The organism is Sulfitobacter sp. 1A10359 (assembly GCF_043558145.1).
In the GTDB taxonomy this organism is placed as follows: Bacteria; Pseudomonadota; Alphaproteobacteria; order Rhodobacterales; family Rhodobacteraceae; genus Sulfitobacter; species Sulfitobacter faviae.
In genome coordinates this window covers 1-18,025 of the sequence record NZ_JBIFGB010000013.1, presented here as the reverse complement: position 1 = coordinate 18,025, position 18,025 = coordinate 1, and the positions used below count along the sequence as shown (strand labels likewise).

Genomic DNA, 18,025 nt, shown 5'->3' with positions numbered 1-18,025 from the left:
TCTAACTCGCCCACCGCGAACATTCGTAGCCTTAATGTAAGGTCTGAACCAACTTGCGGGTTTCCTTTACGAACAAGATGTGCGGCAGGCATTTCAACAAAACATATAGCCATCAAATAAAGGCAATATCGCCGATTTCAAAACCGGATAGATCGGCGGTTGACCGGAGGATTGCGACGCCACTATTACCGACCATAACGGTAACTTCATTGGTAACGCCATCATAGCTAACTGATGCAGTATCTGTGCCGCCAAGCTGGAGCCTATCCGTTCCCAGCAGAAAGTCGGTCACAATGTCGGCCCCATCATCATTCGCATGGAAGATAAAGACATCCGCTCCAGCGCCCCCGGTCAACATATCACTGCCGCCACCGCCATTGAGCGTGTCATTCCCGTTTCCGCCGCCAAGAATGTCATCGCCAAGACGTGCGAAGATCAGGTCATTGCCTTCCTGACCAAAGAACTGATCAGCCCCGTTGCCGCCCTGGATCGTGTCGTTCCCAAACCCGGCAAAGACCGTGTCCTGCCCCTGCGCGCCCCCTTGGGCATTGTCGTGGAAAACGTCGTGACCCTGATTCAGGAAGATCAGGTCGCGCCCATCGCCGCCGATGACGGTATCGCTCCCTTCGCCGGCGTGAATCGTATCATTCTCAGCACCGCCATCGATCCGGTCGTCGCCTAAGCGCCCGTGGATCAGGTCATCGCCTTCCTGGCCGTAAAAGAAGTCGTTGCCATTGCCGCCTTGAATCGTGTCGTTCCCGAACCCGGCAAAGACTGTATCCTGACCCTGCGCACCACCCTGTGCATTGTCATGGAATACGTCATCGCCCTGATTGAGGAAGATCAGGTCGCGGCCATCGCCGCCAATGACGGTATCGGTGCCCTCGCCGGCATGGACCGTATCATTCTGACCGCCACCATCGATTAAGTCGCCACCGAGGCGCCCATAAATCAGGTCGTAGCCATCCTGACCGTGGAAAACATCATTACCGTTGCCGCCCTGGATCGTGTCGTTCCCGAACCCAGCATAAACCGTGTCCTGTCCCTCCGCGCCACCCTGAGCGTTATCGTTAAAAATGTCGTGACCCTGGTTAAGGAAAATCAGATCGCGGCCATCATCCCCAAAAACCACGTCATTTCCTTCACCAGCATAAACTGTGTCATCTTGCCTTCCACCGTAGATCAGATCTTCACCCAAACGACCGCGGATCAGGTCGTTGCCATCTTGACCATGGAAAACGTCATTACCATTGCCACCCTGGATCGTGTCGTTCCCGAACCCCGCATAGACTGTGTCCTGCCCCTCCGCGCCACCTTGGGCATTGTCGTTGAATATGTCGTCACCTTGATTGAGAAAGATCAGATCTCGCCCATCATCTCCAAAGACCGTATCGTTGCCCTCACCGGCATGAACCGTGTCATTCTGGCTACCGCCGTAGATCAAGTCATTACCGAGCCGCCCGTGGATCAGGTCGTTGCCAGCTTGACCGTGAAAAACGTCATTACCATTGCCACCCTGGATCGTATCGTTCCCGAACCCCGCATAGACCGTGTCCTGCCCCTGTACGCCACCTTGAGTATTGTCGTTGAAGACATCGTCACCTTGGTTGAGAAAGATCAAATCGCGGCCATCCCCCCCAAACACGGTATCGTCGCCTTCTCCTGCATGGACAGTATCATCATGGCTACCCGCAGAGATGAAATCACGGCCTAGGCGACCATAAATTAGGTCGTCGCCATCCTCACTATGGAAGACGTCATCCCCGTTGCCACCCAAAATCGTGTCGCGGCCAAACCCGGCAAAGACGGTGTCTGAATCATCTTCGCCGCGCTGGATATCGACTATGAAAAGATCGTCACCCTGATTGAGGAAGATCAGGTCGCGGCCCGCGTCACCGTGAACGGTATCGCCTCCCTCACCGCCGTGAATCGTGTCGTCCCCTGCGCCGCCATGAAGGGAGTCGTCGCCTTGCTCGCCGAGTATGATGTTGTCACCGTCGTTCCCGTAGATGGCGTTGGCTAAGTCATTCCCGGTTCCTTCGAGGTTAGCGCTTCCCGTCAGGGTCAAGTTTTCGACATGCTGGTTCGTATCGCGAAGATCGAATGAAATGTTGGCAATGACGGTATCCGTCCCTCCATTCAGAAGCTCAATGATCGTGTCGCCCCTGTTTGTGACATGGTATGTGTCGTCGCCGTTCCCACCATGCATTTCGTCCGCACCCCGCTCGTCGGCAAAGGTATCGTCCCCGTCACCGCCGTACAGGGTATCATTCCCGAAGCCGCCATTCAGTACGTTGTCCCCGGCGTTCCCGTGAATGACATTCACCCCGGTACTTCCAGTGGCATCAATGTCATCATTTCCGATCAACCAAAGTTCCTCGATGCGTGAGTTAATAGTGAAGGTGATCGAAGAAATGACGGTATCATGGCCCGTGTCGATGGCTTCAAAGATCACGTCGCGGACATCATCGACATGATAGGTATCGTCGCCGTCCCCCCCGATCATATAGTCCGCGCCCACGCCGCCCCGGAGCGTGTCGTTCCCCGCCTCGCCATAGAGGGTATCATCCCCCTCACCACCGTTCAGGACGTTGTTGCTATCGTTCCCATAGATTCTGTTGTCGCGATCATTGCCTGTGCCATCGATATCATCGCTGCCCGTAAGTCTCAGGGAAAGCGTCGTCTGGTTGTAGTCTTCCAGCGCAATAGTGCGGTCGCTTTCCACATAGCTGCCCAGATAGACGGCAGAGGTTTCGCCGCTCCATAACGTCTCAATCGTTCCATTACCGTCGGTGTAGGTGATTGATACAGAAAGGCGGGATGCGAGATCGTCCCAAGTGATGACATAGGAATCCAAATAAGGGTCGAGGGAGCTATCGTAAATCGGAATACCATCGCGAAACCAATGGTACGTGATGATTCCAATGCCGTCTTCGTCTATGATTGAAGACGTATCCGCAGTCAGAGGTTCCCCTACTTCTGGGATACCAATGATGAGAACGGCACCTGTGGGGACTGCATTGTTCGGGACGAGCTCCATCTGAGCATTGAACCCAAGTACATCTCCAACTCTGAAATCCAAAACATTAGATAGGTCCAACGTGGCGGGCACTTGTTGCGTAGTATATGGCATGGCAAAGTTCTTCTTCCTAAATCGTACGTACGAACCAAGCCACATGGTTAGATGGTGGCATGTATCTATTTCATTATTATGTTTCCTTTAAAGCAATGCAACTTTCGTGTGAGCGATACCTGAACTGCGACTCACCTGCGCCAAAACCTCAACGCGGTTCAACTCGCGCTCGCTCATCGTCACCCATCCCATGTCCACTAATCCTCGCTACCGTATGCAAGGAGAGTGACACTTCTGCTTTGCCGATGGGTGACATTACTGCTTTGCGGCTACAATAAGAAAACCAATAATAATGATTATGTGAATATTATTCATCAAGTATTTTGATGCTTTACTACCTTTCTCTGCTTCTAAGGTTTCAAAATTCCTACTCAATCTGATCAATGCGCCTATCAAAGAAAAATACTTCTAAATGTTAACGTTTTTTACCCATTCAGGTATCTCACAAGATAGCCGTGACCGATAAGGTGCTTTTAGGGTTCCAGTCTTAAATATTTGATATTTGAAAAAGAAACGGTCAGTTAAACTATCGTTTGAAGTCGCGCTTTGGGTCGAATTTTGGAATCCACCCTAATTCGCGGAATGCCCATATTAAAATGGACACTTTGCCTATCAAAGATTGGTACAAATTCTATCGTGCTCGCCCAGAAAACAAGGTTTCCGGCAAGCCGGGGTGAAGTACAGGGATCCTGTCACTCACACTCCGTTCGTTGTGAAGTCCTCCCACCGCGGGCGCGGCGGTTGCGGAACACTCTGCGGACAGGCAATGTGACGAACCCATTCGCGTAATCCTTTCCGAGACTCCCGCTGGTAGGTCTCGTCTGCCTCGATGATCCCGGAGAAGCTCACGGCTTGGCTGCCACGAATGATAGAGAACATCAGCATCCGCCAGCGCCAGACAGTGTATTTGTTGAGCCCCAGCCGCCGCGCGAGCTTGCGCACAGATAGCGGCGCGGAGGTGCCCAGGATCATGCCCCATAGCGTGGTGTAACTCGCGGCTGGCCGGGCGCTTTCGACGGCCGAGCTGATCAGTCCGTCTGAGTTGCAGGCAGGCTGATGATGGGATCATCGCAGACCGGTGCCAAGGTTTCCAGCGTCATGTATCGCGCACGCTGCACAGTCCATTCTTCGGTCTGCTCCATGAGGATGGCGCCGACGAGGCGACGTATGGCAGCCTCATTTGGAAAGATCCCGACGACGTCTGTCCTGCGCTTGATCTCGCCGTTCAAACGTTCAATCGGATTCGTCGAATGCAACTTCGTCCGATGCTGTTGGGGAAAGGTCATGTAGGCGAGCACGTCTTCCTCGGCATCATCCATCAGCCCAGAGAGCCTGGGCAGCTTGGACCGCATCTGGTCGGCGACGTTGCGCCATTGGACTTTCGCCGCCGCATGGTCTGGCTGTGCAAAAGCGGTTGCGATAAAGGCGGAGACGACGCGTCGGCTGCTCTTGCCTGCATGCGCAAGAGCGTTCCTCTGGAAATGCACCCGACAACGCTGCCAGCTCGTGTTCAGCACGCGTGCGACTGAGGCCTTGATGCCTTCATGGGCATCACTGATGACCAGCTTCACACCACATAGCCCGCGCCGCACCAGATCGCGCAGAAACTCCGTCCAGAAGGTTTCGGCCTCGGACGGGCCGATGGACATGCCCAGCACCTCTCTGCGGCCGTCTGTATTGACGCCGACGGCGATGGTGACGGCAACGGAGACGATACGCCCGCCCTGGCGGACCTTGAGATAAGTCGCATCGATCCAAAGGTAGGGCCATTCGCCGTCAATTGGACGGGTAAGGAAGGCATCGACCCGCTCGTCGATCTCCTCGCACAGGCGGCTAACCTGGCTCTTCGAGATGCCGGTCCCACCCATCGCCTGGACGAGATCGTCCATAGAACGGGTTGAGACGCCATGGACATAAGCTTCTTGAATAACCGCGCTCAACGCCTTCTCTGTCGCCCGCCGCGGCTCCAGGAAAGAAGGAAAATAGCTGCCGGTGCGCAGCTTGGGAATCCGCAGTTCCACGTTCCCGGCTCGCGTCTGCCAATCGCGTTCGCGGTAGCCGTTTCTCTGCGCCTTCCGCTCCGACGTCTTCTGATGATAGTCGGCCCCGGTTTTTGCGCCGACCTCCAGTTCCATCATCCTTTCGGCGGCAAAACCGATCATATCTCGAAGAAGATCGGCATCCGCGCTCTTCTCGACAAGCTCTTTCAGGTCCATCATAGGTTTGGTCATCGGGGTCTTCCTTCGGTTCAGGTTGATGTTCGCAACCCGACCTTACCGAAAATTCACCGATGACCACCGCGCCTTTGATGACGTCCTACGGCGCCTCATGAAGGGCGCGGACGCCACCAAAGGCGCTACCAGAAGTTACACCTCTCCTTGGGACATGACCGGTGCCCAGCATGTCTCGTAGCGCGGACATAAAAAGATCCGGGCGATGGAAGCGACCGATGGCTGACCCAGTCCGCCCAGAGTAGGTCTTCAAGCAGGCCTTGCAGCGATAGCGCTGAACCTTGGTCCGCATCCGACCCCACCTTTGTCGATCCAGGCCACCGCAGAACGGAGAGGTCTGATCGTTCGTCGTGCGTGTTTCGATCTCCGAGATCGCCGCCGTCTGCCGTCGCAAATACATGAGCTTGGCCTGTGCACCCTCGATCTGGGCCGGGCTCAAATCTCCAAGACTTGCCATAAATCGAGAGAAATCTTGATGTCGCATGTGTTGCCTCCCCTTCATCAGAGAAGGAGATATTGGCCTTTCTCGGAAACCAGAAGCGCGCCAACACGGTTTGCGGACATCCCCAAGAAATAAGACAAGATGTCCAGTTTTGGGGGAGTGTTATCCCTATAAAATGGGGCGGTGCGGACATCCGCACTAAGTGCTTAATGATACTAAGTATAAATACTTAGTAAGCTGTTAATAAATGCTATTTCATAACCCTGATTCACTTTGAAAGAAGCTCTGACGCCTACTTAAAAGTAAGGGTTCTTCCACTCGGACCTCATTAGCGAAGCTTCCGCATCGAAATGAATATTTCGCCTAGGTAATTCCCCCGATCTCACAGGGATGCGGGAGGGGAACTTTTTCGGCAGGATGACTGAGGAGGTTCCGATGAGGAAGACACGTTCTACCGAGGCCCAGATTATGGGCGTACTGCGCCAGATGGAGGGCAGTATGCCTGCTGCCGAGCTGTGCCGTGAACATGGCATGAGCAGCGCCACGCCGTATAAATGACGGGCGAAGTATGGCGGGATGGACGCCAGCCCTATCACTAAGATAGAGGCTATGGCCGAGGAGAACCGCCGATTGAAGCGCATGTATGCCAACGCCAGCATGCAGAACGACCTGCTAAAGGAGGCGATCAGAAGAAAATGAAGCGACGAGTTCAACGCCGAAAACCTCCCGGAACCTTGCGGCACAAAGCCCTGCCGGGCGATGGACGGTCGCCAGTTCCTAGTGCTGACTGCCCTGGGCGACTCAACCGTGAAGGGCTGGGTATCGAGGTTCACTTCTCGCCACCCGTGGAACGCGTCGTCAAGGCGCTGAGCCAGATCATCGAATGGCGTGGTGCGCCTCGAACCATACGAGTCGACAACGGCCCGGAATACTTCTGCGACACCCTCATGGAATGGGCCAAAAACAAAGGCATCGCCTTGGCCCACATGCAGCCGGGGAAACCGCAGCAGAACACTTATGTCGAGCGCTACAACTGGACGGCCCGGCGCGAATGGCCGGACCTCCACATCTTCGAAACCATCGACCAGGTGCAGCAGATTGCCACTGAATGGCTCTGAGCTTGCAATCATGAACGCCCCAACATGTCCGAAATGGTACGTAAAGATGGGGCAATAATTGCCGGTCGCTTCAAATCCGATCCGCACCGGCAGGTCGTAGCTTGCGAGATTTATTGCTAAACGCCGGAAATCTTCCAGCGTGTTCATGACCGTCATACGGCGATGGCGCTTCTTGCCGGGAATTCTGATCAGAACCTCATGTCGATACTTGGATTTGTCGATGGCGACCAACACGGTCGAAAGGTTAGCATAGGTAGCGTCATAGAAAGTCCTTTCAGCGGTTTGGTCATGCAAAACCACTGAGGAGGCCTGATACCCGGTTATGGTCACCCGCTGCGCAAATTAAGGGCCATAACAGTCGTGTCCCAAGAAGAGGTATAACTTCTGGCAGCACTTCTTCCCGACGTGCTATTGGACGGAACTGGCTTCGAACGCCATCTTGCTGTAGTGCTCCGATCAAAGGGTTGAATGGCACTATATCGTTCCGGTAAGTCGTTGCAAAACGGCTTCGTGGCAAGTTTTAGCGGACGGCTGCGGAATGAATTTCTCAATGAGACCAAGTTTCGCAACCCGGCCCATACAGGCGTCGTCATTACCGCTTGGGCAGCTGACTACATCGCCGAACGCCCGTATTTGGTATTGGATTACCTGACCCCGCTTGATTTCGGGCGAACCCTGACCACCGCAATCGCTCGCCCAACTGCCCGAGATGAAAGCTCCGCGCGTCGGGCGATTGCTCAACCTGCGCCAACTGGCGTAAGCACTAACTGGGCCCCGGTCGGGGCTGGATGAAATCTCAGTGACAGGTCATAACCAATCACCATGGAAGCTTGGGTCAAACAACTCCAGACATGGATGGACGCTTCTCAATAGAAAAAGCCTCAAGAACTTTAACCGTTTTTCTTAAAAAACGCATTCATGATGTGGATCGAATCGTAAGCCGAGAAATCAAAGGGCTTGGCCATGTTCTTGCTATCAGCAGTATTCAAGTTGAAATCTCTAGACACCGGTGGCGTATAGCCCAGCATTTTATAGTCACGCTTGTAGAGCATATAAAGATGAGTTAACGCCTCTTCGGAAAGCGGAGTACGGTCTTGTTTTTCACGCCTATTCAGCTCAGGAAGCATCAATTTTTCTTTGGTCATCCCCTGTTCGATCAGAATATTTCGGAACTGATCCTGCCAGTTCTCATCCTCAAAGCATAGGATATCATCGACATGAATCTTATCATTAATCGCAATAAAATAGTGTTGCGGGCAGAAATGGATATAGGCCGGATCATAGCGGATATTGGTCGTGTTGAGTTCGAACACAAACTCTTCCACAGGTTTGCGCACCCGGTAATCATGTTGCGAGAAATGCTGCTCGACCGAAGAATAGAAACGGTCCAAGGGATCGCGCACAACCGTAACGCTGCGAAAATTTTTCACTTGAGCCAGTAACGGCGGCGCCAGATCAATCAGCGGCATATGGGCTGTATCCCCATAGCGCTGATGGCGCGGCATCCAGTTCCAACCCCATTGCTGAAACCTATCAGGATCGGCCCCCGTAATCATCGTTCGGATGGACGTGCCTGCACATTTCGGGATGTGGATGAAACAGAGTTTGTAGTTTTTCGATATGATCATCTGCGCCTCACTATTCGGCCAACGGCTCCACGCACCCGTCGCAGCACCGTTTTAAGCGCTACGATCGTTGCTTCACCGGTTAATTTTTTTTTTGTAGTTCGATTTGCCAGTTCGCTTTGAACGCATCCCAATCGGCGACAAGCCGGGGGTGGGGGCTGGGGTAGGCATCGCGCACTTTGGGCAGAAGGTCCGCCAGATAACGTTTTTGCGGGCCGAAATAGAGATGCACGAAAGGGATATCCTCGCGAATAACGATGGTTTTATCGTTGGTGTCGCAATAGATATTCAGCATCTCTTCGTCGTCTACACCGCCCGTGGCAACCTTGGACCAGAGGTCGCGCTGAAACAGCATGACGTTGATGGAAAAGCGCACGCTAGGGTCGAATTCGACGGCGCCAAGACCGGCTGTCAGCGATTTGAACCGCTCCGGCTGCAAGGTGGTCTCTTCGTGAATCCAGCGGGCCAGATGCGGGAATTGCCAGACGGTGCCCCAGCCGCCGGGATCGGCAGCACCGGGTGCTGTGATACGGAACTCTTGATAGCCGGGCACATATTCACCAGCTATATGGCTATGTTTCATGATCCCGGCGTAGGTGTCCTGCAATTCCGGCAGGCTGGTCAACCGGTGGAACCCATAGGGGTTATTGTTTACCAGACCACTGACATAGGCGATTTTGTCAGGGTTTTGCTCAGCATAGGTTTCGATCATCCCTTCAAGCCAGCCGGAGGTGATGGGGAATGCGTCATCGTCCAGCTTTAGGATGTATTCGGCGTCGATATGGTTTTCGATCGCGTCTTGGATACCGAAAAATGCTGGCTGTGCCTTCATCGGGTTCAGCCAATGTACCCGGCCGTAGTTTTGGCGAGAGGTGAACCGGCACATATCTTCGCAGATATCCGCCCCAGGCAGCCCATGGCAATTAGACAGCAGGTAGATCGGCACCGACTGCGGGGTGGTGGCTAGAACCTGACTGATGGTGATGTCGAGCGCCTCGAAATCATTGCAGGTCAGGATGAGGATCGCTGTGTTTGAAAGGGAAATCATGAATTTGTCCTGCGGTCTTTATAGGCGCGTAGCAACCGCCCCCGGATGCAGTACAGCTTTGCGATAAGCAAGACGGCATGTAGGAAGCGGAAGGGTGCTGAAATCTCACGTTTGCGCAGATAGGCGGTATCGGTGAAGGGAACTACATCCAGATAGGCCCCCTGCCCGCGCGCATGTAGCAATGGGTTGTTTTCCACGATTGGCAATGGATCAGGGGTCTTCCAAGCCGAAGGTCTGATCCAGTCGCGCAGCACGGCGCGAATGCGTGGCCGTTCGCCGCCCCCAAGGCGGGCCTGTGTCTCGGGCACGTCTGATACGTCCTCAGCGGTGGCCAAATCGGTCTTATCGTCCTTCGTCACCAGCCTGCCTTTTTCGGAAGGCGCCTTAGGGATCGGCAGCGGTTTGGAAGCCATGCCGCGGACATGTTTAAGCGTCTTGCCGATATCCGACTTTTGCAGGCGATCCGGCCCCGCCATAAAATCGGACAAGGCAGCGTTGAACATCCGTTGGCGGTCTGCCTGTAAGCTCAGCATCAGGTAACCAGCGATCTGGAACAACTGCTTCGCCGATAGGCTCAGGCCCTCGGAATTGCGTGCCCGCAAGATCAGGTCATTGCGGATGTCGTAGTAATAATAGGCGGGTGCGCCCTCTTCTCCGTGGGCCACGACAAGGTTGGGCGGCACGATCGTCGGCACATCCTGCGCCCGGCTTTCATAGCCGAACATGATGTCATCGCGTTTGATGAACTGTTTTTCGGGCATGGTGGGTGTCGGCCCGTTTAGGTCTACCATCAGGCTCCACCAGCCGCTGAAATCAGCCTCGTAATAGCCGTAAACCCGGTGCCGATCCCATCCTTGCAGATCGGTAAAGGGATTGATCAGATCGATCCCAAAAGTGTGAGAGCCTGATACATTCGCTCCCTGCTCTTTCACGATCCGTTCAGGCACATTCAGGATCTCAGCCATCGTGCCCACATGCACATTTTCTGCAAAACAGGAGATAGCATAAAGCCGGTCAATGAAATCAGGCAGGATCGCAATGTCATCATCCATGATGACAAAATGGCGGTACCCCTTTTCTCTGAAATGGGCATGACCCGCCAAGAAACCGCCCGTTCCGCCCACGTTTGGCAGTGCTTTGACCTCTGCCATCGCAGGGTCTTCGGGCAGCGGATCACCGTTGTTAACCACCAAAAGATCCAGCACCCCGGCCGCATAGGCCGCACTCTGGGCCAATGTCTCAAGGTTGGGCAAAAGATAGGCCGCTTTATTGTAGGTCGTGATCGACACACCAAGCGGCTGCAGGTTCTTGGGCTTAGGCGCGGTCCATGCCAACAAATCGATCGACAGATCGCCTTCCCAACTTAGCTCGAAATAGAGCCGATAGGGTCTTTTGCTCAGCTTCACCGGGATCGCGATATCTGCGGCACCGGTTCCGACCTCCTCATGCATGAGAAGAGGGGCCATGTTGGCTGTTCGGCTCAAAACACGCAGCCGCCAATTGGACGCCGAAAAACGCGCCAAACCGGTGACCGTCTTCAATCCGCAAATGCGGAAATAATGCTCAACGGGAAGAGCATTTAGGGCGGTGTCATAGCTGCGAATTTGGGTGTGGCTAGTGGTAACGAAATGGGGGGCGGTCCGGTCTATGTAAGCCCCGTTAAGCTTGTCAGGGTTACCAAACCTGTCGTCCTCGACGCAACGCATCAAGATCAAATGTTCTACGCTGCCAATATTAGTTGTCAGTGGAATTGTGGCTTTTGTTGATGGGGTCATTTAATCGGCTTTAAAATAAGAAATTGAAAGGAACCATGAACAATCGCCCGCAGCGGTTATCCTGCCACCCTGAGGCGGGTCAAGCGGCAGTTCATGCCAGCGCCGCCTCAGTATTGCCAATCTGCTCCAGATACGCGCGCGCCACATCCAACGCTTCGCGGATTGTCACATCCATGTCTAAATACCGATAGGTGCCCAAACGCCCGACGAAGGTGACATTCTCTACCTCAGCAGCAAGTGCCTCATACTCGGCCAAGAGCGCTTTCTCTTTCACCTGCCGGATCGGATAGTAAGGGATGTCGTCCTCGCCGCAGGCGCGGGAGAATTCGCGGTAGCAGACCGACCCCTCATGCTCTTCCCATGGGGCGAAATGCTTGTGTTCGGTGATGCGGGTATAGGGCACATTTTCCTCGCCGTAGTTCATCACGGCGCAACCTTGATAATCGCCCTCATAGGTGAAGCGTTCAAAGTCCAGTGTACGATACCCCAGACGCCCGAGTTCGTAGTCAAAGAACCCGTCCAGCGGACCTGAGTAATAGACATGGTCATAGTCGCCCACCTGATCGCGGGTGAAGGTGGTGTTCAAATGCACAGTGATCGCAGGGTGGTCGAGGATGCGCTCGACCATGGCGGTATAGCCGTTCTCTGGCATGCCCTGGAAACGGTGGAAGAAGTAGTTGTCATCGTAGTTAAAACGCACTGGCAAGCGTTTGAGGATCGAGGCGGGCAGATCCTGTGGGCTCATGCCCCACTGTTTGATCGTATAGCCCTTAAAGAAAGCTTCATAAAGGTCGGGTCCGACAAAGCGCAGCGCCTGTTCCTCAAAGGTCTGAGGATCGGTGATGGAGGTATCGGCCTGCTCTTCGATAAAGGCGCGCGCCTCGTCCGGGCGCAGGGTTTTATCGTAGAACTGGTTGATCGTGTGCAGGTTGACCGGCAGGGAAAAGACTTGGCCCTTGGAGGTGGTCTTAACCCGGTTTTTATAGGGCATGAAGGTCTCGAACTTATTGACGTAGTTCCAGACTTCTTCGTCATCGGTGTGAAAGATATGCGGGCCATAAACATGCACCATGACGCCCGTCTCCGCGTCACGCACCGTGTGGCAATTGCCGGCGACATGGTCGCGGGCTTCCACGATGGTGATTTGGTGCCCTGCCTCTGCGAGTGTACGCCCAATAACCGCACCGGACAGACCTGCGCCAACAAGAAGAATATGCATGAAGAAAAGACCCTGATTGCTACCGTTTGGTGCCAGTTCCGCCAGATGACGACAGCAGCGATGATCACAGGATCATGTGCTACAAAGAAGGCCCACACTGGATGTCATATCCAAAATCGGGGTACAAGATAAAGTAGGCCGCAAAGTCGCCGTGTTTTATGGTAGAGTAGGTGCTGTATGTTAGGTTTTCGCGTTGCTGTTCTTGGAATGTTTCTTGCAATGATTGGCTCTGAAGGCGCATTTGCGCGCAGTTTGGATAGGACGGTAGTCCGGGTGCATTGTGCCGGAGGGGAAATTTCCGAAGCCCAGCGCCAACAGCTGTGCCGAAATATCGTGCAATCTTTGGTGCAGATCATACCCCAATCCGCACCGCGCATGGTCCCCGCAGACCAATGGCAACCGGGCAGACCGCAAGATATCTCGGTCCGACTGGAGATTTGCGGCACCACTGGCAAACTTTTGTGGCAAAAGGGACCCAAGGGAAAATTGCACCGCGGCCCGAACTTGTCCATTGAAGCGACCTCAGGGGAAGGGGCCACCAATATGGAAATTTTCGCCCAAAAACTGGTGGCGACCACCCGGCCTGCATTGGCCCAAACATTAAAGTAAGTTCCTCGTAGGGAGTATATTTCATGTGTAATATTTGCGTCATGACGCAGACTTTTGACCCCGGACGTCATGGTCCGGATGAGCCTATTTTTGCGGATATTCACGAGACCATCGACGCCGCCGAAGGCATCTCTACCACCTATAGCATGTCGGTGGGCGATACCTTTTACGGCACCATCGCCAGTTCTTCCGATGAGGATTGGGTGCGGATTGAGCTCACTGCCGGTACCACATATGAAATCTCCCATACCGGCATTTCGCTAAGTGACCCCTACCTGCGGGTCTACGACGCCTCGGGCACACAGATTACCTATGACGACGATGGCGGTGTGGGACTTGATTCCCTGCTGGAATTTACCGCGACTTCGACCGGAACCTATTACATTTCGGCTGATGCCTATTCGACCCGCACCGGCACCTATGCACTTTCGGTCAGCGAATTCATTCCGCCACCTCCGCCCGGGGTGACCGGCACGTTGGAGGAACTGGCGACATTCCTGCAGGAAGGCACGCAGGGCTACTCGCGCACCTATGATACAAGCACGTCCAACGTGATTACGGTCAATCTCGACGGGTTGACCGCAGACGGGCGGCAGCTGGCCCGGTGGGCAATGGAAGCTTGGGAAATGGTCGTCGACCTTGATTTCGTCGAAGTGTCCTATGGCTCTGAGATGATCACCGTCGATGACGAAGACGATGGCGCCTTTGCCTATTATCCCAACTCCGGCTCCACCTCGACGGGGGTCGAACTGAATGTCTCGCGCGCTTGGTTGGCGAACAGCGGCACGACGCTCGACAGTTATTCCTTCCAGACCTTCGTGCATGAGTTCGGCCATGCCATCGGCCTGCGCCATCAGGGCATCTATGACGCCTCGGATGGCCGGATCACCTACGATGAACATGCCTATTTCACCAATGACAGTTGGCAGATGTCGGTCATGTCCTACTTCAGCCAGACCGAGAATACCTCGACCGATGCAACTTACGCATATCTAGGTGGGGCGATGATGGCCGATATCATGGCCATTCAGGGTTTCTACGGCACACCCGGTGCCAGCGGGGCCACGGCTGGCGATACCACCTACGGGGAAGGGTCCAACCTTGGCAACTATATGGATCAGATCTTTGACTGGCTCGCCACCGGCACAACCACAAGCAATGTGACCGGCAACACCATGGCCTTCACGATCTATGACCAAGGCGGCAACGACACCCTGAACTTCGGCTATTTGACCGAGGCCGCACGTCTGGATATGCGAGTGGCACATTTCTCGGACTTTGGGAGCCTGATCGACATTATGGGTATCGCCCATAACACCTTTATCGAGAATGCGACCACAGGCTCCGGCAATGATACCGTGACAGGAAACATCGCGGCCAATCGCCTGATCACCAACGAAGGGGCGGATCATATTTCTGCGGGGGCGGGTTACGACACGGTTCACGCGGGTGAGGGCAATGACACCGTTTACGGCGGTGATGGGCGCGACCTCATCTTCCTCAATCAGGGCGACGACATCTTCCACGACAACGCCCAAGGCGGTGAGCATGGTCAAGACACAGTGTTTGCGGGCCTCGGTCATGACACCATTCAGGGGGGCAACAGCAATGACGTCTTCCATGGGGAGGATGGCTATGACCTGATCTATGGGCGTTTGGGCAATGACCTGATCTATGGCGGTGCGCAATTCGATACGGTGCACGCAGGCGAAGGCAGCGATACCGTCTATGGCGGCAATGGGCGTGACCTGATCTTCCTCAATCAGGGCAATGACGTTTTCCACGACAATACCCAAGGCGGCGATCTTGGCCGCGACACGGTCTTTGCCGGACTTGGCAATGATGTGATCCAAGGCGGCAATGGCGGTGATGTATTCCATGGCCAGCAAGGAAATGACTTGATCTATGGCCGATTAGGCGATGACAGCATCTATGGCGGCGACCAGTTCGATACGATCCATGGCGGCGACGGCAATGACCTGATCTTTGGCGGCAATGGCCAAGACCGGATCTACATGGGCAACGGCAACGACCGCTATATCGACACTGGCCAAGGTGGCGGTCTGGGCCGCGATACGATCACCGGTGGTGCGGGGGCCGATACCTTCGTCTTCGGCTCGGTCATCTCGGAAGATGTAATCACCGACTTCACGATCGGCGCCGACACGCTTTCACTCGCCTCTGGCCTTGCCGGGGGGCTGAATGCCGCACAGATTGCAGCCGCAGCTTCGGTTACAGGAGCCGGGGTATTGCTCAGCTTTGGGGTGGGGCAGTCCATCTTGCTACAGGGGCTCGACAGTACATTCGGCCTCGCCGGAGATATCGAATTTTTCTAGGTTCAGAGACTTAGGAATTAGAAAGGGCGCCCCGGTGGGCGCCCTTTGCCGTATCAGGCCGAGAGCTGCCAGCCCTACCAGACCTCGATATCGCCAAGATTGAAGCTCGACAGATCGCCGGACGATTGCAACACGACCATGGCATCACCACCGTAATAGATGGTGACCTCATTGGCGTTGCTGTCATAGCTGAATGTGGTGCGCTCCGATGTCCCAAGCCGTTCCAAAACGAGGTTGTCGGTATCCAACTCAAAGTCAGTCACGAGGTCGGCCTCCCCGTCGCCCGCGGCAAAAATGAACGTGTCCACCCCGAGCCCTCCGGTCAGACTGTCTCGCCCCTCTTCGCCAGCCAGCGTGTCCTCCCCCGCACCGCCGCTGAGTATGTCATTCCCAAGCCCGCCTGAGATCACATCGTTGCCCGCCTCGCCGAAGAAACGATCATCGCCCCCACGCCCATAAATCGTGTCATTGCCAAAGCCACCATAGACCGTGTCATTGGCATCAACTTCTTCTTCGCCGTCACCGTAGCGGTCTGGATCGGAGTCATGGAAGAAATCGTCCCCTTGGTTAAGAAAGACGAGGTCTTGCCCGCCGTCCGCATAAACGCTGTCATTACCCGTGCCGCCATGGATCTCGTCAGCGCCATCCCCGCCATAAAAGAAGTCATCGCCACCACCGCCCCAAAGCGTGTCGTTGCCTTCGCCGGCTATAACCGTATCTCGGCCGAGTGTGCCGTCCTGAGCCTCATCATAGAAGACGTCATCCCCCCCATCGAGAATGATGTAGTCACGTCCTTCGCCACCGCGCACCGTGTCATTTCCAGCGTCGCCATAGAGGCTGTCATCGCCCCCGCCACCCTCGATCAGATCATTGCCCGCCTCACCATAAAGCGTGTCGTCTCCGGCGCCCCCAAAGAGGGAGGAATCGCCCAAACTGCCATAGATAACGTCATTCCCATCCTCACCATGAAAGGCATCATTGCCGCCGCCGCCATAGATCGTATCGTTGCCGAAACCGCCAAAGACCGTGTCTTGGCCGTGCTCGCCCCCCTGTTCGGACCCACGGAAAACGTCATCCCCTTGGTTGAGATAGACAAGGTCCCGCCCCGCACCGCCCTCGACGGTATCGTTGCCTTCACCGGCATGAACCGTGTCATATTGAGCGCCCCCATAGATCAGGTCATTGCCCAACCGTCCGAGGATCAGATCATCACCATCCTCGCCATGAAAAACGTCGTCGCCGTTGCCCCCTTGGATCGTGTCGTTACCCCATCCGGCAAAAACCGTGTCACGCCCATGTTCACCACCCTGCGCGTTGTCGTGAAAAATGTCGTTGCCCTGATTGAGGAAGATCAGGTCACGTCCATCACCACCGTAGACCGTGTCACTCCCCTCACCGGCATAGACCGTATCATATTGCGCGCCGCCATAGATCAGATCGTTGCCCAAACGGCCGTGGATCAGATCGTTGCCGTCCTGACCATGAAAGACATCACCGCCGTTGCCCCCTTGGATCGTGTCATCGCCAAAGCCGGCGAACACCGTATCCCGGCCATTGTCGCCGCCTTGGGTATTGTCGTGAAAGATGTCGTTGCCCTGATTGAGGTAGACCAGATCACGCCCGTCGCCGCCATAGACCGTATCGCTGCCTTCGCCGGCATGAACGGTGTCATAGTGGCTCCCGGCCATGATCAGATCATTGCCAAAACGGCCAAAGATCAGATCTTCGCCATCCTCGCCATGAAAGACGTCATCGCTATTGCCGCCTTGGATGGTGTCATTGCCAAAGCCCGCAAAGACGGTGTCACGGCCCTGTTCTCCGCCTTGGGTATTGTCGTGAAAGATGTCATCGCCTTGATTGAGGTAGACCAGATCGCGCCCGTTACCGCCGTAGACAGTATCGGCCCCATTGCCCGCATAAACGGTGTCGCCCTGATCGCCACCTTGGATCATGTCATTAAGGTTTCCGCCCAACAGCCGGTCGCTGAAACCACTACCGTTGAGAGTGAGCGGTTGGGTCAGGTGGTTCATGATGCGGAGGTTCAGCAGTTCCTCCATGTCGAGATCTGCCCCGGCCGCTGTTGCATCAAATGTGATTGCACCGCTGCTGCTAAAGACCTCGGCCAAGGGGCGCATATTATCTTCGCTGGCCGCATCCAACGCCTGAACAAAAGCGACGAGGCTCCAATTGATCCCCGAAACAGTGCCTTGCACACGGCCCTCGCCATCCGAGATCTCGATATTGGTCAGTGTACCGCCGATTGGTTCGTCATTGGCAAAGCGAAAGCCCGACCCGACAAGTGTGATGCTATAGCCTGTCCAAAGGTTGGTCGCGACCACCCGGGTGCTGCTGCTTGAGATCATCTCGATATCGACCTCATCGAATTCGCTAAAGAAAGCGTGTTCGAGAAAGCTGCTGTCTGTCCCGACGAGAGTGAAGGTTGTCATATCGGTTTATCCTCCATGGTGATCGACCCCGGCACCCGGTCT

At 55.0% G+C, this 18,025-nt stretch carries 10 protein-coding genes and 2 pseudogenes; 4 read left to right on the top strand and 8 right to left on the bottom strand.

Features of this window, described 5'->3' with window-relative positions; translation table 11 throughout:
- Positions 1-112: 112 nt before the first annotated feature.
- The 3 genes from ACGYK2_RS16950 to ACGYK2_RS16940 form a co-directional block, all read right to left on the bottom strand.
- A complete protein-coding gene (locus tag ACGYK2_RS16950; protein WP_394374418.1) occupies positions 113-3,133 on the bottom strand; it encodes a calcium-binding protein in 3,021 nt (1,006 codons plus the stop codon).
- A gap of 696 nt (positions 3,134-3,829) precedes the next feature.
- Positions 3,830-4,105, bottom strand: a complete 276-nt coding sequence (locus tag ACGYK2_RS16945; protein ID WP_394374417.1) for a hypothetical protein — start codon at positions 4,103-4,105, stop codon at positions 3,830-3,832.
- Positions 4,106-4,161: 56 nt separating this feature from the next.
- Positions 4,162-5,364 carry an IS256 family transposase gene (locus ACGYK2_RS16940; RefSeq protein ID WP_394374416.1) on the bottom strand — a complete coding sequence of 401 codons (1,203 nt, stop codon included), beginning with the start codon at positions 5,362-5,364 and terminating at the stop codon, positions 4,162-4,164.
- 877 nt (positions 5,365-6,241) lie between these two features.
- Between ACGYK2_RS16940 and ACGYK2_RS16935 the strand changes: the two are divergent.
- A pseudogene (locus ACGYK2_RS16935) lies at positions 6,242-6,921 on the top strand (transposase); the annotation flags it as partial.
- Between the two features lie 418 nt (positions 6,922-7,339).
- A pseudogene (locus ACGYK2_RS16930) lies at positions 7,340-7,716 on the top strand (transposase); the annotation flags it as partial.
- Positions 7,717-7,814: 98 nt separating this feature from the next.
- Here ACGYK2_RS16930 and ACGYK2_RS16925 read toward each other — a convergent pair.
- The 4 genes from ACGYK2_RS16925 to glf all read right to left on the bottom strand — a co-directional run bounded on the left by ACGYK2_RS16925 (position 7,815) and on the right by glf (position 12,591).
- Complete coding sequence (locus ACGYK2_RS16925) at positions 7,815-8,552, bottom strand: sulfotransferase family 2 domain-containing protein (protein WP_394374415.1); 738 nt, start codon at positions 8,550-8,552, stop codon at positions 7,815-7,817.
- A 79-nt stretch (positions 8,553-8,631) separates the two neighbouring features.
- Positions 8,632-9,597, bottom strand: a complete 966-nt coding sequence (locus tag ACGYK2_RS16920) for a glycosyltransferase family 2 protein (RefSeq protein WP_394374414.1) — start codon at positions 9,595-9,597, stop codon at positions 8,632-8,634.
- On the bottom strand, positions 9,594-11,372 hold the full coding sequence (locus ACGYK2_RS16915; protein ID WP_394374413.1) for a glycosyltransferase family 2 protein: 1,779 nt from the start codon (positions 11,370-11,372) through the stop codon (positions 9,594-9,596). The genes ACGYK2_RS16920 and ACGYK2_RS16915 overlap by 4 nt, the downstream gene beginning before the upstream one ends.
- A gap of 91 nt (positions 11,373-11,463) precedes the next feature.
- Entirely contained in the window at positions 11,464-12,591 is a 1,128-nt protein-coding gene (glf, locus tag ACGYK2_RS16910) for a UDP-galactopyranose mutase (protein ID WP_394374412.1), read from the bottom strand.
- Positions 12,592-12,768: 177 nt separating this feature from the next.
- On the opposite strand from glf, the gene ACGYK2_RS16905 reads away from it, so the two are divergent.
- Positions 12,769-13,200, top strand: a complete 432-nt coding sequence (locus ACGYK2_RS16905) for a hypothetical protein (protein ID WP_394374411.1) — start codon at positions 12,769-12,771, stop codon at positions 13,198-13,200.
- 23 nt (positions 13,201-13,223) lie between these two features.
- Positions 13,224-15,536 (top strand): M10 family metallopeptidase C-terminal domain-containing protein, encoded by a 2,313-nt coding sequence (locus ACGYK2_RS16900; protein WP_394374410.1) that lies wholly within the window; start codon positions 13,224-13,226, stop codon positions 15,534-15,536.
- Positions 15,537-15,610: 74 nt separating this feature from the next.
- Here the strand turns inward: ACGYK2_RS16900 and ACGYK2_RS16895 are convergent, their stop codons facing one another.
- Entirely contained in the window at positions 15,611-17,983 is a 2,373-nt protein-coding gene (locus tag ACGYK2_RS16895; protein ID WP_394374409.1) for a calcium-binding protein, read from the bottom strand.
- Positions 17,984-18,025 lie beyond the last annotated feature (42 nt).